General features: G+C 63.1%; 24 protein-coding genes. 11 read left to right on the top strand and 13 right to left on the bottom strand.

Features of this window, described 5'->3' with window-relative positions; all coding sequences use genetic code 11:
• Window positions 1-120 precede the first annotated feature (120 nt).
• Window positions 121-1293: an MFS transporter gene (locus BFP99_RS27355; RefSeq protein ID WP_065927756.1), complete on the top strand. Its 1173-nt coding sequence runs from the start codon at window positions 121-123 to the stop codon at window positions 1291-1293.
• On the opposite strand, the gene BFP99_RS27350 is transcribed toward BFP99_RS27355, so the two are convergent.
• Window positions 1287-2324 (bottom strand): alpha/beta hydrolase family protein, encoded by a 1038-nt coding sequence (locus BFP99_RS27350; protein WP_065927757.1) that lies wholly within the window; start codon window positions 2322-2324, stop codon window positions 1287-1289. The genes BFP99_RS27355 and BFP99_RS27350 overlap by 7 nt on opposite strands.
• 240 nt (window positions 2325-2564) lie before the next feature.
• Window positions 2565-3176 carry an FMN-dependent NADH-azoreductase gene (locus BFP99_RS27345; protein ID WP_065948676.1) on the bottom strand — a complete coding sequence of 204 codons (612 nt, stop codon included), beginning with the start codon at window positions 3174-3176 and terminating at the stop codon, window positions 2565-2567.
• Between the two features lie 126 nt (window positions 3177-3302).
• On the opposite strand from BFP99_RS27345, the gene BFP99_RS27340 reads away from it, so the two are divergent.
• Complete coding sequence (locus BFP99_RS27340) at window positions 3303-4211, top strand: LysR substrate-binding domain-containing protein (protein WP_065927759.1); 909 nt, start codon at window positions 3303-3305, stop codon at window positions 4209-4211.
• Entirely contained in the window at window positions 4208-4570 is a 363-nt protein-coding gene (locus BFP99_RS27335) for an MmcQ/YjbR family DNA-binding protein (protein WP_065941321.1), read from the top strand. Before BFP99_RS27340 ends, BFP99_RS27335 begins: the two co-directional genes overlap by 4 nt.
• Here BFP99_RS27335 and BFP99_RS27330 read toward each other — a convergent pair.
• On the bottom strand, window positions 4553-4936 hold the full coding sequence (locus tag BFP99_RS27330; RefSeq protein WP_065927760.1) for a DUF1294 domain-containing protein: 384 nt from the start codon (window positions 4934-4936) through the stop codon (window positions 4553-4555). The two genes, BFP99_RS27335 and BFP99_RS27330, sit on opposite strands and share 18 nt — an antisense overlap.
• Window positions 4933-5763 (bottom strand): undecaprenyl-diphosphate phosphatase, encoded by an 831-nt coding sequence (locus BFP99_RS27325; RefSeq protein WP_027607910.1) that lies wholly within the window; start codon window positions 5761-5763, stop codon window positions 4933-4935. Before BFP99_RS27325 ends, BFP99_RS27330 begins: the two co-directional genes overlap by 4 nt.
• Before the next feature lie 229 nt (window positions 5764-5992).
• Here BFP99_RS27325 and BFP99_RS27320 point away from each other — a divergent pair, with 229 nt between their 5' ends.
• The 3 genes from BFP99_RS27320 (at window position 5993) to BFP99_RS27310 (ending at window position 8821) form a co-directional block, all read left to right on the top strand.
• Entirely contained in the window at window positions 5993-7627 is a 1635-nt protein-coding gene (locus tag BFP99_RS27320; protein ID WP_065927761.1) for a methyl-accepting chemotaxis protein, read from the top strand.
• Between the two features lie 115 nt (window positions 7628-7742).
• Window positions 7743-8306, top strand: a complete 564-nt coding sequence (gene pnuC, locus BFP99_RS27315) for a nicotinamide riboside transporter PnuC (protein ID WP_065927762.1) — start codon at window positions 7743-7745, stop codon at window positions 8304-8306.
• A complete protein-coding gene (locus BFP99_RS27310; protein WP_065927763.1) occupies window positions 8303-8821 on the top strand; it encodes an AAA family ATPase in 519 nt (172 codons plus the stop codon). Before pnuC ends, BFP99_RS27310 begins: the two co-directional genes overlap by 4 nt.
• A 142-nt stretch (window positions 8822-8963) precedes the next feature.
• Here the strand turns inward: BFP99_RS27310 and ggt are convergent, their stop codons facing one another.
• The 7 genes from ggt to BFP99_RS27275 form a co-directional block, all read right to left on the bottom strand.
• Window positions 8964-10688 (bottom strand): gamma-glutamyltransferase, encoded by a 1725-nt coding sequence (gene ggt / locus BFP99_RS27305; protein ID WP_065927764.1) that lies wholly within the window; start codon window positions 10686-10688, stop codon window positions 8964-8966.
• Between the two features lie 92 nt (window positions 10689-10780).
• Window positions 10781-13483: a cystathionine beta-lyase gene (gene metC / locus BFP99_RS27300; protein ID WP_065948675.1), complete on the bottom strand. Its 2703-nt coding sequence runs from the start codon at window positions 13481-13483 to the stop codon at window positions 10781-10783.
• 39 nt (window positions 13484-13522) lie between these two features.
• A complete protein-coding gene (locus BFP99_RS27295; RefSeq protein WP_065948674.1) occupies window positions 13523-14119 on the bottom strand; it encodes a cysteine dioxygenase family protein in 597 nt (198 codons plus the stop codon).
• 16 nt (window positions 14120-14135) lie between these two features.
• Window positions 14136-14960 (bottom strand): amino acid ABC transporter ATP-binding protein, encoded by an 825-nt coding sequence (locus tag BFP99_RS27290; protein WP_065948673.1) that lies wholly within the window; start codon window positions 14958-14960, stop codon window positions 14136-14138.
• On the bottom strand, window positions 14947-15630 hold the full coding sequence (locus tag BFP99_RS27285; RefSeq protein ID WP_065927768.1) for an amino acid ABC transporter permease: 684 nt from the start codon (window positions 15628-15630) through the stop codon (window positions 14947-14949). The genes BFP99_RS27290 and BFP99_RS27285 overlap by 14 nt, the downstream gene beginning before the upstream one ends.
• Window positions 15620-16354, bottom strand: coding sequence for an amino acid ABC transporter permease (locus tag BFP99_RS27280; RefSeq protein ID WP_065948724.1), 735 nt, complete (start codon window positions 16352-16354; stop codon window positions 15620-15622). Before BFP99_RS27280 ends, BFP99_RS27285 begins: the two co-directional genes overlap by 11 nt.
• 13 nt (window positions 16355-16367) lie before the next feature.
• Window positions 16368-17189, bottom strand: a complete 822-nt coding sequence (locus BFP99_RS27275) for a transporter substrate-binding domain-containing protein (protein WP_065927769.1) — start codon at window positions 17187-17189, stop codon at window positions 16368-16370.
• A gap of 243 nt (window positions 17190-17432) precedes the next feature.
• Here BFP99_RS27275 and BFP99_RS27270 point away from each other — a divergent pair, with 243 nt between their 5' ends.
• Complete coding sequence (locus BFP99_RS27270) at window positions 17433-18284, top strand: LysR substrate-binding domain-containing protein (RefSeq protein WP_370671275.1); 852 nt, start codon at window positions 17433-17435, stop codon at window positions 18282-18284.
• A gap of 78 nt (window positions 18285-18362) precedes the next feature.
• Complete coding sequence (locus BFP99_RS27265) at window positions 18363-19508, top strand: MalY/PatB family protein (protein WP_065927770.1); 1146 nt, start codon at window positions 18363-18365, stop codon at window positions 19506-19508.
• 47 nt (window positions 19509-19555) lie between these two features.
• Here BFP99_RS27265 and BFP99_RS27260 read toward each other — a convergent pair whose 3' ends face one another.
• The gene (locus tag BFP99_RS27260; protein ID WP_003173733.1) at window positions 19556-19771 is read right to left on the bottom strand and encodes a TOBE domain-containing protein; all 216 of its coding nucleotides are present in this window, start codon (window positions 19769-19771) and stop codon (window positions 19556-19558) included.
• Between the two features lie 429 nt (window positions 19772-20200).
• On the opposite strand from BFP99_RS27260, the gene BFP99_RS27255 reads away from it, so the two are divergent.
• Genes BFP99_RS27255 through BFP99_RS27245 form a run of 3 tightly spaced genes read left to right on the top strand, consistent with a single transcriptional unit; the run spans window position 20201 to window position 22723 of the window.
• Entirely contained in the window at window positions 20201-21172 is a 972-nt protein-coding gene (locus tag BFP99_RS27255; protein ID WP_065927771.1) for an aliphatic sulfonate ABC transporter substrate-binding protein, read from the top strand.
• Window positions 21173-21182: 10 nt separating this feature from the next.
• Window positions 21183-22010, top strand: coding sequence for an ABC transporter permease (locus BFP99_RS27250; RefSeq protein WP_065948672.1), 828 nt, complete (start codon window positions 21183-21185; stop codon window positions 22008-22010).
• Window positions 22007-22723 (top strand): ABC transporter ATP-binding protein, encoded by a 717-nt coding sequence (locus BFP99_RS27245; RefSeq protein WP_065927773.1) that lies wholly within the window; start codon window positions 22007-22009, stop codon window positions 22721-22723. Before BFP99_RS27250 ends, BFP99_RS27245 begins: the two co-directional genes overlap by 4 nt.
• 747 nt (window positions 22724-23470) lie before the next feature.
• Here BFP99_RS27245 and BFP99_RS27240 read toward each other — a convergent pair.
• The coding region (locus BFP99_RS27240) for a FecR domain-containing protein (protein ID WP_065948671.1) at window positions 23471-24154 on the bottom strand (684 nt) is incomplete at its 5' end.

Genomic DNA, 24154 nt, shown 5'->3' with positions numbered 1-24154 from the left:
TCGCCACAAAAGCCCGCTCGCCACAGTAAGCCGGTTTCTCAGCCGAAGTAGTTAGCCTGCTTCCTTTTCCCCCAAGCCCTTGCCATGATGCGTTCACCGCCCGCCCGCGAACGAGTGCCCATGTCCAACGCCTCCTCCTCCCTGTCGATCACCCTGCAGATCGTCTCCATCGTCTTCTACACCTTCATCGCCTTTATCTGCATCGGCCTGCCGATTGCGGTAATCCCGGGCTATGTCCATGAGCAACTGGGCTTCAGCGCGGTGGTGGCCGGGATTACCATCGGCTCGCAGTACCTGGCAACTCTGCTCAGCCGTCCCATGGCCGGGCGCATGTCCGACAACGTCGGCACCAAGCGCGCGATTGTGCTGGGGCTGGCGGGCATCCTGGTCAGCGGTGTGTTGACGTTCTTCGCCACCCTGGTGGACAGCCTGCCCAGCCTGAGCCTGGGGATTCTGATACTCGGCCGGCTGTTGCTGGGCGTGGCCCAAGGCCTGATCGGCGTGGGCACCATCAGTTGGTGCATGGGCCAGGTCGGGGCAGAGCACACGGCGCGGTCGATTTCGTGGAATGGCATTGCCTCCTACGGCGCCATCGCCATCGGCGCGCCGCTCGGAGTGGTGATGGTCGCCGAATATGGCTACACCAGCCTGGGTATCGCGCTGTCGGTATTGGCGGCGCTGGGCCTGGTGCTGATCCGCAATAAACCCTCGGTGCCGGTGGTACGCGGCGAGCGCCTGCCGTTCTGGGCGGTGTTCGGGCGCATTGCACCCTTTGGTGCCAGCCTGTGCCTGGCGTCCATCGGCTACGGCACCCTGACCACCTTTATCACCCTGTATTACCTCAATCGCGGCTGGGCCGGCGCGGCGTACTGCCTCACGGTGTTTGGCGTGTGTTTTATCCTCTCGCGGCTGCTGTTCATCTCCGCGATCAGCCGGTTTGGCGGCTTCAGGGCGGCGATTGCCTGCATGATCATCGAGACCCTGGGCCTGACGCTGCTGTGGCTGGCACCCTCCACCGGCGTAGCCTTGATCGGTGCAGGGCTGACCGGCTTTGGCTTGTCGCTGGTGTACCCGGCGCTGGGCGTGGAGGCCATCAAGCAGGTGCCCAACAGCAGCCGCGGTGCGGGCCTGAGTGCCTATGCGGTGTTTTTCGACCTGGCCCTGGCGATTGCCGGGCCGTTGATGGGCGCCGTGGCGTTGAACCTGGGTTACAGCTGGATTTTCTTCTGCGCAGCGCTGTTATCGGTCACGGCGCTGGGCGTGACCTTGCTGCTCAAGCGCCGCGCTTACTGATCGGCGGTCTGCAAACCGGCGCGGGTAGCCTGGCCGAGGGTGTGGGTGAAAAAACGCCCGGCCTCGGAGATCAGGTCGCGGTGGATGCCTTCGCGGTCGACGCCATCGGCATCGGTGCAGATCGCCGGCATCGCGGCCAGTTGGTCGCTGTCACACGGCGCCATGAACACGAAGTGCCCTGCCCCCGCCAGCAGCTTGAAGTCCGGTGGCTCCGGCAGTTTGCGTGCCAGGGCGGCGGCGTTCTTGTCGACCGCCACCAGCTTGTCGCCGTCGCCGCTGTAGAGCAGCACCGGCACATGCACATCGGCCAGGGTGTGGCGGCCGAACATCAGGCTCAACGGCGCCATCAACATCAAGGCATGAATGCGCGGGTCGGATTGCGGTTGCAGGTCGTCACGGTCCACCACCAGTTCGCCCTTGGTGGTGCAGGCATCACGATCTTCGGGGCGTTCCTGGCAATAGCGACGCAGGCGGTCGAAGTCCGGCTTGGCCCCCGCCAGGATCAACGCGGTTTCGCCACCGGCCGAATAGCCGATAACGCCCACCTGATCGACGTTGACGAACGGCGACAGCATCGGGTCGCCCAGGGTCGCGGTGATCGCTTCGGAAATCTGGATCGGCCGGCCGTACAGGTTACTCACCGTGCCCAGGCGGCTGTGGTCCTTGTAGTTATCGCCGGGATGCAACACCGCGACCACCACAAAGCCTTTGCGCGCCAGGGAAGTGGCCAGGTCATGCAGGGCCAGCGGCGTACCGGTGTTGCCATGGGACAGCATCAGCATCGGAAAGCGGCCAATGGCGATCTTGGAATCTTCGCTGGCGGCGACGTGATAGGGACCCAGTTGCGTGCTGTGTTCATCGTCGGTGGACGGGTAGAAGGCCACGGCTTTCATCGGCTGCAGGTCCAGCGGGTCGAGAAAGGTCATGCGATGGAAGCCCACACTCCAATGGGGGTGCGGCGCGGGCGCGGCGTGCACTGAAATCAGGCCGCCCAGCAGGGAAAGAACCATAACGGCACAAAGACGCATCATGAGGATGTCCACCTTTGCTGCGTGACCACGTTCAACACCCGCGGCATGTCTATATGAAAAGTCCATGGTTCAAGGCACTCGCATCGGGTGATAAACCCATGCGTGCATAACCTGGGCCAACGTAATGACAGCGGGTAAACGAAAAAACTCCGTATTCCGGTCGTTTCAGGCGACAAGAATACAGAGTTTAGGCGCCCGGCTTCGGATTGAAACCGAGCAGAGGCGAAATTTACACAAGCCTTACGCAGCAGCGAACAATTGTTCGTTGATGAGCACGTTGGCGTCGCTCAAGGCCTTGCTGCGGAACTCATCGCCATAGGCCAGGCCATGGGCGCGGACGAATTCGATGTCGGTAATGCCGAGGAAGCCCAGCATCACTTTGAGGTATTCCTCGTGGGCCACACCGGTTGCCTGGCCAACATGCAGGCCGCCGGAGGTGGACACAATGATGACTTTCTTGTTACCGCACAGGCCTTCAGGGCCGGCTTCGGTGTAACGGAAGGTCTGTCCGGCAACGGCGATGCGGTCGATCCAGGCTTTCAACTGGGTTGGAATGGTGAAGTTGTACATCGGCGCACCGATCACCACGGCGTCGGCGGCGAGGAATTCGGCCAGGCTGTTGGCACTCAGGTCGGCCTCGTGCTGTTGTGCGGCGTCACGCAGCTCGGCGGCGGTGCCCAGGGCGCCCAGGGTCGCGCCGGAGAAGTGGTTGATGCCTTCGCTGGCGAGGTCACGGTAGGTCACTTCCACACCCGGCTCAGCCGCCTGCCAGGCCTTGACCACGTCAGTGCTGAGCTGACGGGAAGCCGAGTTGTCGCCGAGGATGCTGGAATCGATGTGCAACAGTTTCATGGTGGATCTCCGAGTGTGGGATCGACAGTGGCGATCAGATGGAGGGGATGCTACGCATGAAACCAATAGTCGATAAGACGCCTGAAATGCGATAGTTTGTCCCACTGACAGGACAATAGGCTGACCATGCAAGACCTCAACGACCTCTACTATTTTGCCAAAGTCGTCGAAGCCGGTGGCTTTGCGGCGGCCGGGCGGCTGTTGGGCATTCCCAAGTCGCGGCTGTCGCGGCGCATTGCCGAGCTGGAAGAGCGCCTCGGCGCGCGCCTGCTGCAACGCACCACGCGGCAACTGACCCTGACCGCCGTCGGCGAGCGCTACCTGCGCCATTGCCAGGCGATGCTGCTGGAAGCAGAGATGGCCGACGAGGCCGTCGCCAGCATGTCCAGTGAACCGCGCGGGCGGCTGAGGGTGACGTGCCCGGTGGGGCTGGCGCAAAACATAATGCCGGATGTGGTTGCGGGTTTTCTGGCTGCCCACCCCCAGGTGCAGCTGGAGATGACCCTGGTCAACCGCCGTGTCGACCTGGTAGCCGAAGGCATCGATGTGGCGCTGCGCGTGCGCGAACTGGGCGATGAAGACCCGCTGCTGGTCACCAAGCGCCTGCGCCCCGCCCAGACGGCCCTGGTCGCCAGCCCGAACTTTTTGCACGGTCGGCACATCAACACCCTCGACGACCTCAAGCAACTGCCGATACTCGGCGCGCTGGAAGCAGACCGCATGGTGCACCAACGCATCCTCGATCCTGAAGGCAACCCCCACGACCTGGTGATGGAAGCGCGCCTGGGCGTCGATGACTTCAACGTACGCAAGGCCAGCGCCATCATGGGCCTGGGCTTTACCGTGCTGCCGCTGATGTACTGCGAAGAAGAACTGGCCAGCGGCCGGCTCGTACAGTTGCTGCCGGAGTGGTCATTGCCGGGCGGCTGGCTGCAGGCCGTCTACCCGCATCGCCGCGGCGTGCTGCCGGCGATTCGCGCCTGGATCGATTACCTGGAAGAAGGCTTCAAAAGCTGCGGAGACCGCCTGCTATGAAAATGACCGAAGCACAGGTCGCGACGTTCTGCCTGAGCCTGCCCGGCGCGCGGGAAGACTACAAATGGGGCGGCGTGCGGGTGTTCTCGATCGCCGGCAACAAGATGTTCGCCCTGCAGAATCTGCGCGGCGACTCGCTGGCGTTCAAGGTCGACAAGGACTTGTTCCTCGGCCATGTGGACCGTCCCGGCATCCACCCGGCGCCGTACCTGGCACGCGCGCAGTGGATCATCATGAACACGCCCTACCCGCTGGGGGCCGAGGAACTGCGTAGCCTGTTGCAGCGCTCCCACCAGTTGGTGGTGAGCAAACTGCCCAAGCGCACACAGGTGGGGTTGCTGCTAGAGAACGGACAGTAGCGTGCCACCGAGGAACAACTGGTCCAGCCAGAACACCTGGTGCAACAGCACGATCACCCAGAACAGCACCTGGTAAGACACCTTGCGCGTCTTGTGCCGGAACACCTGCTGGGCAATCAGCGCCCCCGGCCAGCCGCCCGCCAGCTCCACGGCGTGGAGGATGTTCTCCGGGGTGCGCCAGCTGTCGGTGCGGGCCTTGCGCTTGTCGCTCCAATACAGGAAAAATGCGATGACGCTGACCACCCCATAGGCCACCAGCGGAATCACGGTTTCGCCGCGTTGCCACACCAATACCGCCCCCACCAGCGGCGCCGCGCACAGCAGCACAAAGATCGCCGCTTTCAGGCGCGGATGCTGAATCATCATGCCTTGGCCGCTGCCCAGTCGATCCAGCCGAATTGCCAGGTCGCCAGGATCAGCAGGCCGAACGCAATGCGGTACCAGGCGAACGCCGCGTAGCTATGGCTGGCGATGAACTTGAGCAGGCCCTTGACCGCGATCATCGCGAAGATGAACGAGGTGACGAAGCCGATGGCGAACACCGGCAGGTCCGCCGGCTGGAACAGGTCGCGGTATTTGTAGCCCGAGTACACCGCCGCACCGACCATGGTCGGCATGGCCAGGAAGAATGAAAACTCGGTGGCGGTCTTGCGCGACAGGCCGAACAGCAGGCCGCCGATGATAGTCGAGCCGGAGCGCGACGTACCCGGGATCATCGCCAGGCACTGGGCAAAACCGACCTTGAGCGCGTCTTTCCAGGTGATGTCATCGACGCTTTCGGCGTGCACTTCATGCTCGCGGCGCTCGGCCCACAGCATGACGATGCCGCCGATCACCAACGCGGCGGCCACGGTGATCGGGTTGAATAGGTAATGGTGGATCAGGTCGGCAAAGATCACCCCCAGCACCACGGCCGGCAGGAACGCGATCAGCAGGTTGACCGTGAAGCGCTGGGCGTTGCGCTGGGTGGGCAAGCCGGTGACTACATCGAGGATCTTGCGCCGGAATTCCCAGACCACCGCGAGGATCGCACCCAGCTGGATGATGATGTTGAACGCCATGGCGCGTTCGCCGCCGAAGTCGAGCAAATCGGCGACAATAATCTGGTGTCCGGTGCTGGAGATCGGCAGGAACTCGGTAAGCCCCTCCACGACGCCAAGAATCAATGCCTGAATGGCGGTCCAAAAATCCATGCTTCCCCCAAAGGTCATGCGCTGTGGCATGCCTTATCAATCTTTTAATGGTTCACTGACGAGCGCACTCAAGTGCCCGGTGTTGACCATGGTCAATGCCGGCCTGCAAAAATTCTGTGAAAAATCAGGCAGTACTCAGGTTTTGCGATTTCAGGCCGAAAGCCTATCAGACGAGGCGTAAAAGTCGATGCGACGCCCACAATTATAAAAAGCCCGGAGTGACAGGACGATGAACAGTTTGCGCAATATGTCGATCAGCCGACGCCTCTGGATGATCCTGATCGTCGCCGTGCTGATGCTGATGGCCCTGGGTTTGCTGATGCTCAAGCAGATCCACGACGACCTGTACCAGGCCAAGCGCCAGCAGACCCAGCACGTGGTCCAGACCGCCAGCGGGATCCTGACGTTTTATCACAGCCTCGAAACCACCGGGGTGATGACCCGCGAAGCCGCGCAAAAACAAGCCCTGAGCGCGGTGCGCGGCTTGCGCTATGACCACGACGACTACTTCTGGATCAATGACCTCACCCCCGTGATGATCATGCACCCGGCCAACCCCAAGCTGGACGGCCAGAACCTCTCGGCCATCCGCGATCCCGACGGGTTTGCCGTGTTCAACGAGTTCGTGATCCTGGCCAAGGCCAAGGGTGCCGGCATCATCAACTACCGCTGGCCGAAACCGGGTGCGGAGGCGCCAGTGGCGAAAACCTCGTATATCCAGTTGTTCGAGCCGTGGGGCTGGATCATCGGCTCCGGCGTTTACGTGGACGATGTGCAGGCCGAGTTCAACAGCCAAGTGTGGAAGGCCTCGTTTATCGTCCTCGGCATCGCATTGGTGATGGCCCTGCTGGTCTCGCTGATTGCCCGCAGCATCGTGCGCCCCCTGCAGGATGCGGTGAACGCCATGGGCAACATCGCCAGCGGCGAAAGCGACCTGACCCGCAGCCTCGATACCCACGGCCGCGACGAAGTCACCCAACTGTCCCAGCACTTCAACACCTTCACGGCCAAGCTGCGCCAGGTCGTCAGCCAGTTGCAGGTGTGCGCCAACGCCCTGGGCCAGTCCTCCACGGAACTGGGCAACAACGCGACCCAAGCCCATGACCGCAGCCAGCAACAGTCCCAGCAGATGGAACTGGTGGCCACCGCCATCAATGAAGTCACCTACGGCGTGCAGGACGTGGCCAAGAACGCCGAACACGCCGCCAGCGAAATGCGCGATGCCCAGGCCCAGGCGCAGCAAGGCCAGGTCAATATCGACAGCAGCCTGCAGCAGATCGACCAGCTCTCCACCACCATCAGCCAGGCCGTCGAAGTGATCCGCACCTTGTCCAGCGAAAGCACGCAGATCGGTGGTGTATTGGAAGTGATCCGCTCCATCGCCGACCAGACCAACCTGCTGGCCCTCAACGCCGCCATCGAAGCCGCACGCGCCGGGGAACAAGGCCGTGGTTTTGCCGTAGTGGCCGATGAAGTCCGCCTGCTGGCCCAGCGCACGCAAAAATCCACCGCCGAGATCCAGGCGATGATCGAGCGCCTGCAAGGTCACTCGGAAGCCGCGGTCAAGGTGATCAGCGACAGCCACAGCGCCTCGCAACTGACCATCGAACAAGCCGGCCAGGCCGGTGCCAGCCTCACCGCCATCGGCCAGGCGCTGCACAACCTCAACGGTTTGAATGCCTCGATTGCCAGCGCCACCCTGCAACAGGCCCATGTGGTGGAAGACATCAACCAGAACGTCACCCAGGCTGCAAGCCTGTCCCACAGCACCGCAATGGCGGCCGAGCAGTCCAACGTGGCCAGCGTGCATTTACGCGGGCTGAGCGAACAACTCGACGGCCTGCTGCGCCAATTCAAGGTCTGACGCCGCTCCAGATGTGGGAGGGGCAAGCCCCTCCCACATTTGCCCTCCGATGTTTTGAAGATCGCTCACCTCTGGTTACAATCCCCGCCCTCTCCCACTCTCCCAAGGAACCGCCATGTCCGGGCTTGAACTGTTCGCCGCCGCCCTGGGGGTGATCGCTGTCTGGCTGACGGTCAAGCAAAACCCCTGGTGCTGGCCCATCGGCCTGGTGATGGTGTTGCTGTACACCTGGGTGTTCTATGACGTGAAACTCTATTCCGACATGCTGCTGCAAGTGGTCTACGCCGCCCTGCAAGTCTACGGCTGGTGGCAGTGGACCCGCGCCGGCGAGGTCAAGCAAGGGCGCCAGGTCACCCGCCTGGGTTGGCCGGCAATCATGATCAGCATGGCCATCGGCGCGGTCGGCAGCCTGCTGCTGGGCGCTGCGATGGCGCACTGGACCGACGCCGCGCAACCCTGGCTGGATGCCGCCCTCACCGGTTTCAGCCTGGTGGCGCAAATGTGGATGGCGCAGAAACGCGTGCAATGCTGGCCGCTGTGGATCGCCGTGGACGTGATTTTTGTCGGGCTGTTCCTCTACAAGGGCTTGTACCTCACCGCTGCGCTCTACGCCCTGTTCACCGTGATCGCCGTGCAAGGCTGGCGTGAATGGCGCGCCGACCCGGCGTTGCAACCATGAAGGTGGTGGTCCTGGCCGGCCCCGAATCCAGCGGTAAAAGCTGGCTGGCCGCCGAGTTGCACGCGCATTTCGGCGGGCTGATGGTGCGTGAATACGTGCGCGATTTCATGGACCGCCACCAGCGCGACACCAGCCTGGCGGATATTCCGGCCATCGCCCACGGCCAACTGGCCTGGGAAGATGCCGCCCGCGCCCGGCAGCCGCGCCTGCTGGTCCTCGACACGCACCTGCTGACCAACAAACTCTGGAGCCAGACCTTGTTCGGCGACTACCCGGCGTGGCTCGACGATGAACTGCTGGCGCGGCATTACGACCTGCACCTGCTGCTGTCGCCGGATGATGTGGAATGGACCGCCGACGGTCAACGCTGCCAACCGGAACTGGCCGACCGCCAGGCGTTTTTCCAGGACAGCCTGGCGTGGATGCAGGCGCATCGACAGGCGGTGGTGGTCATCAGGGGGAGTTGGGAGGAGCGCCGCACCGCCGCCTTTGCTGCGGTAGAACAGCTGTTGTAGTGAGCGGGCTTGCCCCGCGCTGGGTGGCGAAGCCGCCCTAAAACCAAACACCGCGACCTGTCTGGCAGGCTGCGGTGTTTTTTATTGGGGCGGCTTCGCCACCCAGCGCGGGGCAAGCCCGCTCACTACAACACCGGGGTGGTTAGTAGCCCAGCGACAGGCCGGTGTTACGACGCGGGTCATTCGCCCCATAGAAGCGGTTGTTACCCACCGGCTTACCCTCCAGGGACGGTGCCCCCACCAGGATCGCCGCCAAGTGGTTCGCATCCTGCGGCCCGGCAAACTTGTGGCCCCAGCTTTCCAGAATCTTCTGGGTGTCCGGGCTGATCGCGAAGGTCTCCAGGTTGGTGGTTTCCGGCATCCATTGCTGGTGGAAACGCGGCGCGTCCACGGCTTCCTGGATGTTCATCTTATAGTCGATGACATTCAGGATGGTCAGCAGGGTCGCGGTAATGATGCGGCTGCCGCCCGGTGTACCCACCACCATCACGGCCTTGCCGTCCTTGGTCACGATGGTCGGGCTCATCGACGACAGCGGCGCCTTGCCCGGTGCGATGGCGTTGGCTTCACCCTGGACCAGGCCGTACATGTTCGGCACCCCGACCTTGACGGTGAAGTCGTCCATTTCATCGTTGAGGATCACCCCGGTCTTGCTCGCCATCACGCCCGCACCGAACCAGTCGTTGAGGGTGTAGGTCACCGAGACCGCGTTGCCCCACTTGTCGACGATGGAATAGTGGGTGGTGTTGTTGCCTTCATGGGGCGACACACCGGGTTTGATCGCCTGGGAATCCCCGGCCTTCTGCGGCTCGATGGCGTCACGCAGCTTGGCCGCGTAGTTCTTGTCCAGCAGATGCTCGATCGGGTTCTTCACGAAATCCGGATCGCCCAGGTAGCTGTTACGGTCCACGTAGGCGTGGCGCATGGCTTCGATCTGGTAGTGCAGACCCTGGGCCGAGTGATAGCCCAGGTCGGCCATCGGGTAGCCTTCGAGGATGTTCATGATCTGGCAGATCACCACACCGCCCGAGCTTGGCGGCGGTGCCGAGACCACGTGGTAGCCACGGTAGTCACACTCGATGGGCGCCAGTTCGCGGGTCTTGTACTTGTCCAAGTCGGCCTGGGTGATGATGCCCTTGCCGGCCTGGCTGGAATCCACCAGGGCCTTGGCGACCCACCCTTTATAGAAACCGTCGCTGCCCTTGGCGGAGATTTCCTTCAGGGTTTTCGCCAGGTCTTTCTGCACCAGCTTCTGGCCGACCTGCATCGGCTGGCCGTTGTGCAGGAAAATCCCGCGCATATCCTTGTCTTTTTCGAACTCGCCGGTGGCGGTGTGCAGCAGATCGATATCACCCTGCTCCAGGGCAAAACCGTTTTCCGCCAGCTTGATCGCCGGGGCAATCACCTGGGCGCGCTTGAGGGTGCCGTACTTGCTCAGGGCCAGCTCCATGCCGGAGACGGTGCCGGGCACGCCGACGGCCAGGTGACCCTTGGCACTCAGGCCTTCAACGACATTGCCGGCCTTGTCCAGGTACATATCGGCGGTGGCCGCCAACGGGGCCTTTTCGCGGAAGTCGAGGAAGGTCTTGCGCCCATCCGCCAGTTGCACGGTCATGAACCCGCCGCCGCCCAGGTTACCCGCCGCCGGGTACACCACCGCCAGCGCATAGCCGACCGCCACGGCGGCATCCACCGCGTTACCGCCGGCCTTGAGTACATCCACGCCGACATGCGTGGCCAAATGCTGGGCGGTCACCACCATGCCATTTTCACCGGCCACCGGGGCCTGGGACGCGGCTTGTACGCCGCTGACCGTCAACACCAAGGCGGTGGCAATCAGTGTGCGGCTGAAGGGTTGGTATTTCATCCATGGCTACTCTAGTTATTGAGATGCACCAAAATAGCCCGTCCCGAATTTAATCCCCAGCGCAATGGCGTTTTTATTACAGAACCTGTCGGTCACAGAACGGCACGTACAAAGCCGCGTTGCAGATCCTCAATCAACGCCGCCACATCTTCCAGACCGATATGCAGGCGCACCACCGGGTTCAGCCCACGGTCGGCCGCACTGTCGCGGTCGCCGGTGTCGGCCACGGTGACCAGGCTTTCATAGCCGCCCCACGAAGCGCCCAGGCCGAACAGCTGCAAGCCGTCGATAAACCGCTCGACGTAAGCGGCGTCTGCATTGACCAGTTCAAACGACAACAACCCATTGCTGCCGGTGAAGTCCCGGCGCCACAACCCATGCCCAGGATGCCCGGGCAAGGCCGGATGGAACACGCGCTTGACCTGCGGTTGCGCCTGCAACCACAGGGCGATGTCCACGGCCTGGCGTTCGTGCACATCCAGGCGTGATGCCAGGGTGCGGGCGCCGCGCAGGATCAGGTAGGCGTCGTCGGCACTCACCGCGTTGCCGAAGGTGTCGCTCATCCTGCCCAGCGCCGGCCAGGCCGCTGGTGTGGTGCACACGCTGCCCATCATCACGTCGCTGTGGCCGCCGAGGTATTTGGTCAGGGCCATGATCGAAATATCCGCGCCCAACGCCAGTGGCCGGTACAGGTAGCCCGAGCCCCAGGTGTTGTCGACGGCGAGCAGGATGTCGCGTGGCTTGCACAACGCGGCAATCGCCGGCAGATCGCACAGCTCATACAACAGTGAGCCCGGCACTTCGGCGTAGACCAGCCGGGTGTTGGCTTGCAGTTGCGCTTCCAGCCCCTTGCCATCGGGTGCGAAGTAGCTGACCTCGATGCCGAACGGCTGGAGGAATTCACGTGCCAGCTTGCGCACCGGGGAATACACCGCGTCGGTGATCAGCACATGATCGCCGGGGCGCAGGTAGGCCAGGAACACCTGGGCCGCCGCCGCCAGGCCCGTGCCGTAGAGCCGCGTGCGAAAGCCGCCCTCCAGCTCGGTGACCAGGTCTTCCAGCGCATGGGAGGTCGGGTTGCCACGCGCGCCGTAGCTGAGCACCCGCTCGCTGTCGCGGCGGGCACGGGCGTCGCGCATCTGCGCCAGGTTGTCGAACAGCACGGTGCTCAGGCGCGTAATCGGCACATTGACTGCGCGGCCGCCATGACCTTTTTCGGTACGCGCGGCATGGATCAAGCGCGTGCGCACCCGCGACACAGGTGCCAACGGCTGGAGGCTGGCGATTTCCGCTTCGCTCATTTGCGCGAGCAGGCCGATTTCCCAGGCCAGGTACTGGCGCGCGGCGTCCTTGTTGCCGTTGTGACGGTCGTGGGTGAAAAACAGGAAGTCGATGCACTCGGCGTCGGGCGGTGTCTGCGGATCCTGGTTGACCGGCAGGCCGGCCGAGGCCCAGGCAGCGAAGCCACCGTCGAGCAACCGGGCCGACAGGCCTTCGGCAGCAAAGGCCGCCAATGCCGGGTCATCCGCCACCAGCACCAAGGGACGATGGTCGGTCTTGAGCCGCGCACGAATCGACCAGCGGGACCCGGCAATATGGCCCTTGCGGTAGGCCATGCTCGGGCGCAGGTCGATCAGGTTCACATCGCTCAATTCCAGCGCCAGGGCCTGGGCGCTGATCAGCGGCAACGGCTCATACGCCACCGTCGGCAACACCGGCAGCGCCAGACTGCTGTCGATACCACCGCTGAGCACATAGGCTTGGTGCCCGAGTTGACGCAGCCAACTGGCGACAATCGGCGCACGCACGCCATCGCTGTCCACCAGCACGATGCGCGCCTGGCGCACGCCGATATACAGGTCGGTGGCCTGGATCAACTGCCCGCCCGGCGTATGTTGCGCGCCTGGCAACGAGCCGAGGGCAAATTCCTCAGCAGTGCGCACATCACACAGGAACAGGCTGCGTTGCGCGTCCTCGGCCCACAGCCGGACTTGATCCGCTGACACCTCGACCACCCCTGCCCGCCCCGCCAACTGCCGTGCCGCCAGACGCTGCGAGGCCAGGTCGCCCTTGACCTGATCGGCATAACGCCGAGTACTGCCATGTTCCAGCTGGAAATCTTCGAGGTACCAGCCCTGGGTACCGTTTTCCAGGGCATAGACAGGGTTTTTCAGGCCCAGGTTGATCAGGGTCTGGGCGCCGATAATGCTGCGGGTGCGTCCTGCACAGTTGATAACGATGGGCGTGCGTTCATCCGGCACCAGATCCTGTACGCGGTAGCCCAGCTCACCGTTGGGGCAGCAGATGGAACCGGGGATGGTCATCTTGCGGTACTCCTCGAACGGTCGCCCGTCCAGCACCACCAGCGGCTCGCCACTGGCTTGCCAATCGGCCAGTTGCCGGGCGGTGACGTGAGGCGTATGGCTGGCCTCTTCGACCAATTCGCCAAAGGCCTTGGACGGCACATGCACACCGGCAAACAGCTGCAACCCCGCCGCCTGCCAACCCTCGGCACCGCCCTCCAGCACATGCGCGCGGCGGTAGCCCAGCGCCTGCAAACGCGCGGCAACCAGCGCCGCCACCTCGCCGCCATCCTGGTCATAGATCACCAGCCTCACCTGCGGGTTGGGCGCCAGGCGGCGTACCTCCAGCTCCAGGCGGCTATAGGGCAGGTTCACCCCATGGAACAGGTGGGCTTCGCCGTATTGCCCGTGTTCGCGCACGTCGAACACGGCGATTTCCTGCCCATCGAACAGCCATTGCTGCAGTTGACGTGGGGTGATGGTCTGGCTCATGGAAGTCCCAACAATTAAGAGAAAAGTGACGGCAACGCGTCAGGCATAGGCCTTGATCGACGGCGCCATCTGCGAGGCGTTGTAGTTGAGGATGCGGCCGTCCGCGTCCACACCGTAGCGGCCGTTCAGGGATTCCAGCGGCAAGCCATACAGGTGGAAATGCAACGTGGCCTGCTCACCTTCAACCTTGATGCCATGCAGGTCTTCACCGAGGAACGAGATCGACGTGCCCGGCTGCACAATCACTTCCTTCTCAAGGCTCAGGGTGGTGAAGCCCGGCTCATGGCCTTGGTCATTGCGTACATAGACGTAGTTGATCTCCTGGCCTTCCACCGCGCTGATGATCGCCCAGGTCTCATGGTTGTGCGGCAGCGTGCTTTTGCCCGGCAACAGCGAGTTGAGGTACAGGGTCGGCGTATCGCCGTCGTCGTTGAGACGATAGCGGAATGCGGTGCTGCCCTGCCCTGGCACAGGCGCGGGGAATTCTTCGAAGTTGAACAGGTCGCGGCGCTCGGCCAATTGTTCCAGCAGGCCGACGATGTCCACCAGGGCTGCGCGGTCTACGCCGCGCTGGTTGATGACGCGGATCTGCTGCAAAAACGCCTCGATCACGGCGGCACGGTTTGCGTTGCTCATCACGGTTTTCCTCTTATCAGACTGACAGGCTGTAACGGCTCAAATGGGTCAACAGGTACGGGTCATGGTGGATGGGGCCACGGCGCCCCGAATCGCCCAAGGCATGGCGCAGGAACGTCCGGGTGCGTTCGTTGCCAGGGTTCTGGAAGATCTGCGTGGCGCTGCCATGCTCGACAATCACGCCGTTTTCGGTGAAGTACACGACGTCGCTGATCTCTTCGGCGAAGCGCATTTCATGGGTGACCAGCACGCAGGTCATGCCCTCTTCGGTCAATTCGCGAATCACCGTCAGCACTTCGCCGACGGTTTCCGGGTCGAGCGCCGAGGTCACTTCGTCAAACAGGATCAGCTCCGGGCGCATCGCCAGGGCGCGGGCAATCGCCACGCGCTGCTGCTGGCCGCCGGACAACTGGCCGGGGTACGCATCGGCCTTGTGCTCCATGCGCACCTTGGCCAGCAGCGCCCGCGCGTCTTTTTCCGCATCGGCACGGCTGCGACCGAGCACCTTGCGCGGGGCGATCACCAGGTTTTCCAGCACCGACAAGTGCGGGAACAGGTTGTATTGCTGGAACACAAAGCCGACGCGCTTGCGCAACTCGATGCGCTGGGCTTCCTGGACCAGGCTGTCGACCTGGGTCTGGCCCACGCGAATACTGCCGCGCTGGGGCTGCAACAGCCCGGTGATGCAGCGCAGGATCGTGGATTTGCCCGAGCCGGACGGGCCGATAATCGACACGGCCTGGCCACGCAGCACGTCGAGGTCGATGCCCTTGAGCACCGGGTTGGCGCCGAACGACAAGTGCACATCCCGCAGGCTCACCAGGGGTTCAGTAGAAGGCATAACGGCGCTCCAGGTGTTGGGTCAGGCGGGAAATCGGGTAGCAATAGGCAAAGAACAGCACCAGCAGGCTCAGGTAGATCACCACGGTAAAGCCGGTCATGTTCACGGTGTTGCTGGCGATCTGCGCGGTGTCGATCACGTCATGCACACCCACCAGCGAGGCCAGCGCGGTGCCCATGGTGACTACCGCGTAGAGGTTCATCCACGGCGGCAACATGCGCTTGAAGCACTGCGGCAGGATGATCGAGCGAAACAGCTGGCCACGGGTGAATGCCAGGGACCGCGCGGCTTCCCATTGGGTGCTGGGGATCGAACCGATGGCGCCCCGGAAGATTTCCGCCACGTTGGCGCTGGCCGGTAACGCCAGGCCGATAGTGACCTTGACCCAATCGGGGAACGACACATAGCTGCTGCCGATACGAATCTCGAACGGGAACACGTAGGTAGTGAAATAGATCAGCACCAGCCACGGCGCATTGCGAAACACCTGCACCCACAGCCGCGCCACAAAGCCCAGGGGCGACAACGCCAACGCACCGATCACCAGGCCCAGCACCGACCCCATGCCGATCGCCAGCAGGCTGATCAGGATATTCTGGCCAAAGCCTGCGACCAGCGCCGGCGACCACTGCCACAACGCCGACAGCACGGGAAATGAATCAATGGCCATAGCCGGGCATCCTCAGGCGCGCTTCAAGCCAGCGCCCCACACAATTGACGATAAAACTCAGCAGGCCGAAAAAGCTCAGGATCAGGAGCATCAGCTCCAGTACGTTGTCACTCTGGGTCCAGATCATGATCGCCGCGTAGGTGATGTCGCCCACCGCAATCGCGGAGGCCACGGCGGTCATCTTCACCAGGTCAATCAGGTTGTTGATCAACGACGGCAAGGCAAAGCGCAGCGCCAGGGGCAACTGCACATTCCACAGCAACTGGCGGCGGCTGAAGGCCAGGGAGCTGGCGGCCTCCAGCGTGACGACAGGCACCGCTTCGATGCCGGCGCGCAAGGCCTCGGCATGAAACGCGCCCTTGTGCAGCGAGATCACGATCACCACCCAGGCGAACGGCGTCAGCGGGTTGGCCGCGCCGACCGCCTGGGTCAACAGCATGTTCAACACCAGGAACGCGCAGTAGAGCTGCACCAGCGTCGGCGTGTTGCGCGTGACTTCCACAAACACCCGCGCCGGCTTGGCCAGCCACGGGTTGCCTGAAGTCAGCATCGCCGCCAGCGTGATCCCCGCCAGCAGACTGCCGAGGATCGTGAACAGGCACAGCAGGCCGGTGGTCAGCGCGCCCTGGACCAGGCTGCCGCGCTGATAGGCGTCGAGCAGGAAGGTGTAGTTCAGGCCGATACGCGCGGCCCAATCGACGAAAAGCTCAAGCAGATGGCTCATCTCCATTGCCGGCTCAAGCACCCTTGAACTGTTTCTGCAACTCCACCAGGGCCGGTGATGCCGGACTGATGCGGTTGCGGGTCTGGGCCTCGATCAGCCAGCCGCTGCGGTGCAGTTCCTTGACGATCGGGTCGAGTTTGGCCTGGGTGTCACTCTCGCCGCGACGGGTCCAGATCACCGACGGTGCCGGGTTGAGCTCCGGACCAAGGACGCGGTAGTCCTTCCATTCGGCACTGTCGTTGATCAATGGGTTGATCAGGGTAGAGTCGTGCACCGCCGCGACGCAGTTGTTGCCCCGCAGGGCCAGCAGCGATTCGGACGAGCTCTTGAACGCCTTGAGCTGCGCGCCGAACTCGGTCAGCGGCTTGACGTAGCTGCTGCCCTGGGAGGTGCACACGGGTTGGTCCTTGAGGTCTTCCCAGCGGGAGAACTGGCTGTCTTTGAGCACCGCAGCCGCACCGCCGACGCGGTAGAACGGCGTCGGCACGAAGCCGAGGATTTCACCGCGTTCGGCGGTCCATTCCATATTGGCGATGAGCAGGTCGACCTTGCCCTGTTGCAGGAACTGCACGCGATTGGCTGGCAATACCGGCACCAGCTGCACCTCGGCCTTGAGTTGACGGCCCAGCTCATTGGCCAGGTCGACGTTCAAGCCCTTGGGCTGTTGCGTCGCCGGATCGATGCTGCCAAACGGCCCGCCGGACAACAACACGCCCACCACCAGCACATGGCGCTGCTCGATCTTGTCCAGGGTCGCATCGGCCTGCGCCGCCACACTGCCGCCCAGGGCGATCATCGACCCCAGGGCCACCGGCAACCATTTCTTGAACATCATTGGACTTCCCCCTGGCGAATGATCGGCGTACCCCGACCTGATGGAGGGGCATGCTAGGGAGAGTGCGCGGGCAACGGAAATGCAAATATCTCATATCGTTATAACTTGCCGTATCTGCCCCGCCTTCGTTTTTGGCATAACCCTTTATTTATTGGACCACGAAAAAATAATCTTCAGAAAAGCATAAATATCTGTAATGTTTAACTTCACGTCCTTGATATAAAACCGCCCCTGGAAATGGCCATGTCGACCCTCGACCTTGAACTCCTGCGCACCTTTATCGCCGTGGTCGACCACCACAGTTTCGCCGAAGCCGGCACGCACCTGGCGCGCACCCAGTCGTCCGTGACCCAGCATATGCAGCGCCTGGAGCAGCAAGTGGGGGTCAGCCTGTTCGAGAAGCGCGGCCGGCAAAAACAACTGACCGAGCCCGGCCTGCAACTGCTGCGTCATGCGCGGCAGATGCTCGCGCTGAATGACGATGCATTGAATTCCCTGCGCGAGAGCAGCCTGAGCGGTGTGCTGCGCATCGGCTCGCCCCACGATATTGCCGACACCATCCTGCCGCCGATCCTCAGCCATATCGCCCGCTCGGCGCCGCGCCTGCGCCTGGAGATCGACGTGGGCCGCAGTCCGTTCCTGATGGACGACCTGCACAGGGGCAAGGTGGACATGGTGATCTCCACCCGCGCCGACCCGAACCTGGAAGGCTTTGCGCTGCGTACGTCGCCGGTGTGGTGGATCTGTTCGGCGCAGTACATCCACCAGCCGAGCGAGCCGCTGCCGCTGATCCTGGTGGATGAGCCGAGCATCTACCGGCGCTACGCGCTGGAGGCGCTGGAACGGGCGAACATTCCCTGGCGCCAGGCGTACCTGGCGTCGAACCTGATCGGGATTAAAGCGGCCACTCGCGCGGGCCTGGGCGTGACGCCGCGCAGCATGGAAATGCTCGGCCCGGACATGCGCGTGCTGGGCGAAACGGATGGGTTGCCGAGGTTGCCGGAGGTCACGTATTACCTGTGGATTCGGCCGAATACGGCGAACCCCATTGCGCGCAAGGCGTATGACTTGATTCGGGGCAGCCAGGGCCTGTAAAGACGGGGCTGGCATCTGGATTTTATCCCGTTAGAATCATCGCCATTCCCGCCTGCCCTCCCTGACACGAGCCCCTTCATGAGCTTTGATTTCGATACGATCCACCCCCGCCTCGGCACTGGCAGCACCAAATGGAATCGCTACCCGGCCGATGTGTTGCCGATGTGGATCGCCGACATGGACATCGCCGCGCCGCCCGCCGTGCTGCAAGCCCTGCACGCGCGCCTCGACCAGCGGATTCTCGGCTACAGCGTGGCCGGCCCGGATGTACGCGAGGCCATCGTGGCCGACCTGTGGGCCAAGTACGCCTGGCGCGTGCAGCCCGACGACCTGCTGTTCCTGCCTGGCGTTGAGCCTGGCTTCAATATGGCGCTGCACGCCTTCGTCCAACCGGGCCAGCCGGTGGTGCTGCAAACCCCCAACTACCGGCCGATTCGCCTGGCGCCCGGCCACTGGAACCTGCCGCGCATCGAAGTACCGTTCGAGTTGAACAACGCCGAATACATCACCCCCATGCCCGCCCTGCGCAAGGCCCTGACCGGCGCCGGCGCACTGCTGCTGAGCAACCCGCACAACCCCATCGGCAAGGTCTTCCCCCGCGAAGAACTGCTGGCCCTGGCCACTGCCTGCCTGGAAAACGGCGCGCTGATCATCAGCGACGAAATCCACGCCGAACTGTGCTTCGACGGCCGCCGCCACATCCCCACCGCCAGCCTTAGCCCTGAGATTGCCCAGCGCACCATCACGCTGATGTCGGCGAGCAAGGCCTACAACGTGGCCGGCCTGAAGACCTGCTTTGCGGTGATCCAGAACGCCGGGATCCGCGAGCGCTTCAACCAGGCCCGCTGCGGCATGGTCGACAGCGTCAGCCCCCTGGGCCTGGAAGCCACCCGCGCCGCCTACAGCCAGTGCGGTGAATGGCTCGACGCGCTGAAGCACTACCTGCAAGCCAACCGCGATTACCTGCTCGACGCCGTGCAAACCCGCTTGCCCGGCGTGGTGATGCATGCGCCGCAAGGCACCTTCCTCGCCTGGCTGGACTGCAGCGCCCTGGGCCTGGACGACCCACAGCAGTTCTTCCTGGAGCAGGCCAAGGTCGGGCTGAGTGCGGGGATCGAATTCGGTGACGACAGCCAGCAGTTCGTGCGCCTGAACTTCGGCTGCCCACGGGCTTTGCTGGAAGAGGGTCTGCAACGTATGGAGCGTGCGCTGCAGCAGCGCTGAGGCAGACTTTATGAATGTGGGAGCAGCGCTCCCACATCCGGTGGGCTTCACAGCTTGGCGATGGACACTTCGGTGGACTTCACGAAGGCAATCACTTCGCTGCCTACCTTCAATTCCAGGTCACGCACCGAGCGGGTGGTGATCACCGAGGTGACGATGCCGGACGCGGTTTGCACGTCGATTTCGGACACCACCTCCCCCAGCAGGATTTCCTTGATCACGCCCTTGAACTGGTTGCGCACGTTGATCGCTTTAATAGTCATGTCGGCTTTCCTTTTGGCTGTTGGGTCAATCCGCACGAATGCGCAGGCCCTCAAAGTGCGCTATCACGTAGAATATTAAAAGGAATATATAACTCTTTATTTATTCTATAAACGCATATGAACACTGTTGCCTTACCAACATCTGATCAACAATTTGCTCCCCTGGTAGCAGCTGCCGAGCCCCGGCGAGGCTGCGTCGGCCGCGACTCGAGCCTGAATCGGCAGCGCGCCTGACGCAGCCTCGCTTGCGCTCGGCAGCTGCTACGGATGTGGATAAGGCGATATTTACGGTTAAGACGTTATCTACGCGGGGGAGCGCTGGCCTTGGCATAGAGACTGCATATTCCTGGAAAGCATGATGGAACATGCCGAATCAGTTTTCTGAATATAAGAAAAGCCTTCTCTCAACGCCTTGTCCGGAGCTGTTCCATGAAACCCTTCACCCAGCGTGTACTCGGCGCCTGCGCCCTCGTCCTGAGCCTGCAGGCGCAGGCATATGCCGCCGAAACCGATCCCGCCGAAGTCAACCTCGACTACGCCTACTACTCGCCGGTCAGCCTGGTGCTCAAGCACTTCGGCTGGCTGGAACAGGCCCTGCCCCACAGCAAGGTCGGCTGGGTCCTGAGCCAGGGCAGCAACCGCTCCCTGGAATACCTCAACAGCGGCGGCGTGGATTTCGCTTCGTCCGCCAGCTTGTCCGCCGTGTTGAGCCGCGCCAATGGCAGCCCGATCAAATCGGTGTACGTCTACAGCCGCGCCGAGTGGACCGCCCTGGTGGTGCGCAAGGACTCACCACTCAACAGCGTCAGCGACCTGAAGGGCAAGAAAATCGCCGCCACCAAAGGCACCGATCCGTACCTGTTCACCCTGCGCAGCCTGCAACAGGCCGGGCTGAAAAAAGACGACGTGGAGCTGGTGCACCTGCAACATCCCGACGGTCGCACCGCCCTGGAAAAAGGTGACGTGGACGCCTGGGCCGGCCTCGACCCGCACATGGCCGCGAGTGAAATCCAGGCCGGTTCGCGCCTGCTGTACCGCAACAAGGACTTCAACAGCTACGGCGTGGTGAGCGTCACCGAGCAGTTCGCCAAGGCGCACCCACAGACCATCACCAAGGTGCTCGGGGCGTATGAAAAAGCCCGGGATTGGGCGGTGAAGCACCCCGATGAATTCGCCAGGTTGCTGGCGGATGAATCCGGCCTGCCGCTGGAAGTGGCCAAGCTGCAATTGTCGCGTACCGATCTGAGCACGCCGTTGTTGAGCGCCAAGGATGTGCAGTCGTCGAAGGCGGCGGCGCCGATCCTGGTGTCCGAGGAGTTGGTGCGTCGTGGGGTGAATGTGGACCAGGTGATCGATCAACTGATCGACCCTTCGTTTGGCCAAACCCTGTCGAAGCAATAAGGGGCGCGCGATGACCAGCAAAAGCCAGGCATTGCCCCTTCCGGCCCCCGCAGTCAGCCAGCGCAGCGCCTGGCCACGACGGTTCAAAGGCCTGGTCTTGCCGGTGCTGATCCTGATGATCCTGGAAGGGGTCGTGCGGGTGGGCTGGCTGCCGTCCTACCAGATGCCGGCGCCCAGCGAGATCGCCGTGACCCTCACCGACCTCGCCGAGGGCGCCTTGTGGAAACACATCAGCGCCAGCCTCGCCCGCGTGCTGCTGGGCTTTGCCATCGGCGCCGGCCTGGCCCTGGTGTTCGCCGCCTGGGTCGGTTTGAGCCGTGAAGCCGAAGCCTATCTGGAGCCGACCTTCGCCGGCCTGCGTTCGATCCCGAGCCTGGCCTGGGTGCCCTTGCTGCTGCTTTGGCTGGGCATCGATGAAACCTCGAAGATTGTGCTGATCGCCATTGGCGCGTTTTTCCCGGTGTACCTCAATGGCGTCGCGGCGATTCGCGATATTGATCGCAAGCTGGTGGAAGTCGGGCAAATGTACGGGTTCAGTCGCCGCCGCCTGGTGCGCCGGATCCTGCTGCCCGCCGCCCTGCCCGGCCTGTTTACCGGGTTGCGCAGTGGCTTGAGCCTGGCGTGGATGTTCCTCGTGGCGGCCGAACTGATCGCGGCGACCAAGGGCCTGGGTTACCTGCTCAGCGATGGGCGGGAAACCTCTCGGCCCGACATCGTGCTGGCCGCCATTATCGTATTGGCGCTACTGGGCAAGGTCAGCGACGGCCTGCTCGCGGCGTTGGAGAAACGCTGCCTGGCCTGGCGCGACACCTTCACCGGCCAAGGAGCGGAACAATGAGTACGCAGCCGTTATTGGACATTCAGGTGGAGCGTAAAAGCTTTGCCAGCACCACCGTATTGAAAGATGTACGCCTGGCCTTGCAGCCGCGCGAAGCGGTCAGCCTGCTGGGCCCCAGCGGCTGTGGCAAAAGTACCCTGCTGCGGATCGTCGCCGGGTTGGAAAAGGACTTCCAGGGCGAACTGCGCAGCCCTGACGGCGACGTGGCGTTCGTGTTCCAGGAACCGCGCCTGATGCCCTGGCTCACGGTGGAGCAGAACATTGGTTTCAGCGATGACAACCGCTACGACAGGGCCTGGGTCACACAATTGATCGAGGAAGTCGGCCTCAAGGGCTTCGCCCAGGCGCTGCCCAAGGCATTGTCCGGCGGCATGGCACAGCGGGTGGCGATCGCACGCGGCCTGTATTCACGTCCGCAGGTGCTGTTGCTGGATGAACCGTTCAGTGCGGTGGATGCCTTCACCCGCATGAAGCTCCAGGACTTGCTGCTGCAACTGGCCGCGCACCACGCCATCGCCCTGTTGCTGGTGACCCATGATGTGGACGAAGCGCTGTACCTGAGTGACCGAGTACTGGTGATGGACAACCGGCCCAGCAGCATTCGCCAGGAGCTGACGGTCGACCTGCCGCATCCGAGGGATCGGCGTGACCCGCTGCTGGCCCGGCTCAAGGCGCTGGCCTTGACCGAGTTGCAGCGTGCCCACGTGATCTGAGGACTACTCCTAACCTGTGGCAAGCCCACTCACCACAATAAGCTTGCGCAGGCTCACCCGATAACCCATTCGAGATTGCACCTCCACGCCCCACGTGATCTGAGGACTACTCCTAACCTGTGGCGAGCGGGCTTGCCCCGCGTTGGACTGCGAAGCAGACCCAAAACCAGGCGCTGTGGTTTACCTGACAGAACACAGGGATCCTGATTGGGGCTGCTTCGCAGCCCAGCGCGGGGCAAGCCCGCTCACCACAGCAAGCCCGCTCACCACAATAAGCTTGCGCAGGCTCACCCGATAACCCATTCGAGATTGCACCTCCACGCCCCACGTGATCTGAGGACTACTCCTAACCTGTGGCGAGCGGGCTTGCCCCGCGTTGGGCTGCGAAGCAGACCCAAAACCAGGCGCTGCGGTTTACCTGACAGAACACAGGCATCCTGATTGGGGCTGCTTCGCAGCCCAGCGCGGGGCAAGCCCGCTCACCACAGCAAGCCCGCTCACCCAAATAAGCTTGCGCAGGCTCACCCGATAACCCATTCGAGATTGCACCTCCACGCCCCACGTGATCTGAGGACTACTCGTAACCTGTGGTGAGCAGGCTTGCCCCGCGTTGGGCTGCGCAGCAGACCCAAAACCAGGCGCTGCGGTTTACCTGACAGAACACAGGCATCCTGATTGGGGCTGCTTCGCAGCCCAGCGCGGGGCAAGCCCGCTCACCACAGCAAGCAGGCTGGCCACAAAACCGCATCATGCCGCCTTGCGCAGGCTCACCCAATAACGGGTCCGAGATTGCATCTCCAACCCCAGGGTCGAGGCCAGCAGGCTGAGGATGCGGTCGGTGTCATCCAGGCGAAAACTGCCGGTCACCCGCAGCGTTTCCAGGCTGGGATCCCAACGCAATACGCCCGGACGATAGCGTTCCAGCTCGCGCAGAAAATCCCCCAGCAACTGGTTCTGTGCGGTCAACACGCCGTCGCGCCAGCCTAATTGCAGCACATCGAAGGGCACTGAGGCGCCAAGCCCGGCGGCTTTCAACGGCGCTTGCTGGCCCCCCTGCAATGTCGTCAGGTTTGCGCGCAAATCACGCACCTGCACCGTGCCCTTGAGCACCGACACCAGGCAGCCGGAAGGCAGTTGCCGCACGCACACCTCGGCCTGGCTGACGAGCAATTGGCCGTAGCGGGTTTGCACCGTCATCGCCGCCGTGCCCGGAACGTTCAGCGCCAGCTCACCGTCGACCAGGGTGATGCGCCGTTGTGCCGGGTCCACGTCTACGGCTGTAGCGGTATTGAGTTGCAGGCTGCCCCCTTCGGCCAACGGCAGGCGTTTGCGTTCGCCGGTAGCGGTGTGCAAATCGGCACGCCAGGCTTCGATGGGCAACTGGCGGCTGATCAGCCAGGCCGCCGGCACCAGCGCCGCCACCCCCAGGGC

Source organism: Pseudomonas sp. 1 R 17, assembly GCF_900067035.1.
GTDB classification, from domain to species: Bacteria; Pseudomonadota; Gammaproteobacteria; order Pseudomonadales; family Pseudomonadaceae; genus Aquipseudomonas; species Aquipseudomonas marginalis.
Note: the sequence above shows the minus strand (reverse complement) of the source record. Positions and strands in the feature narration are given on the sequence as shown.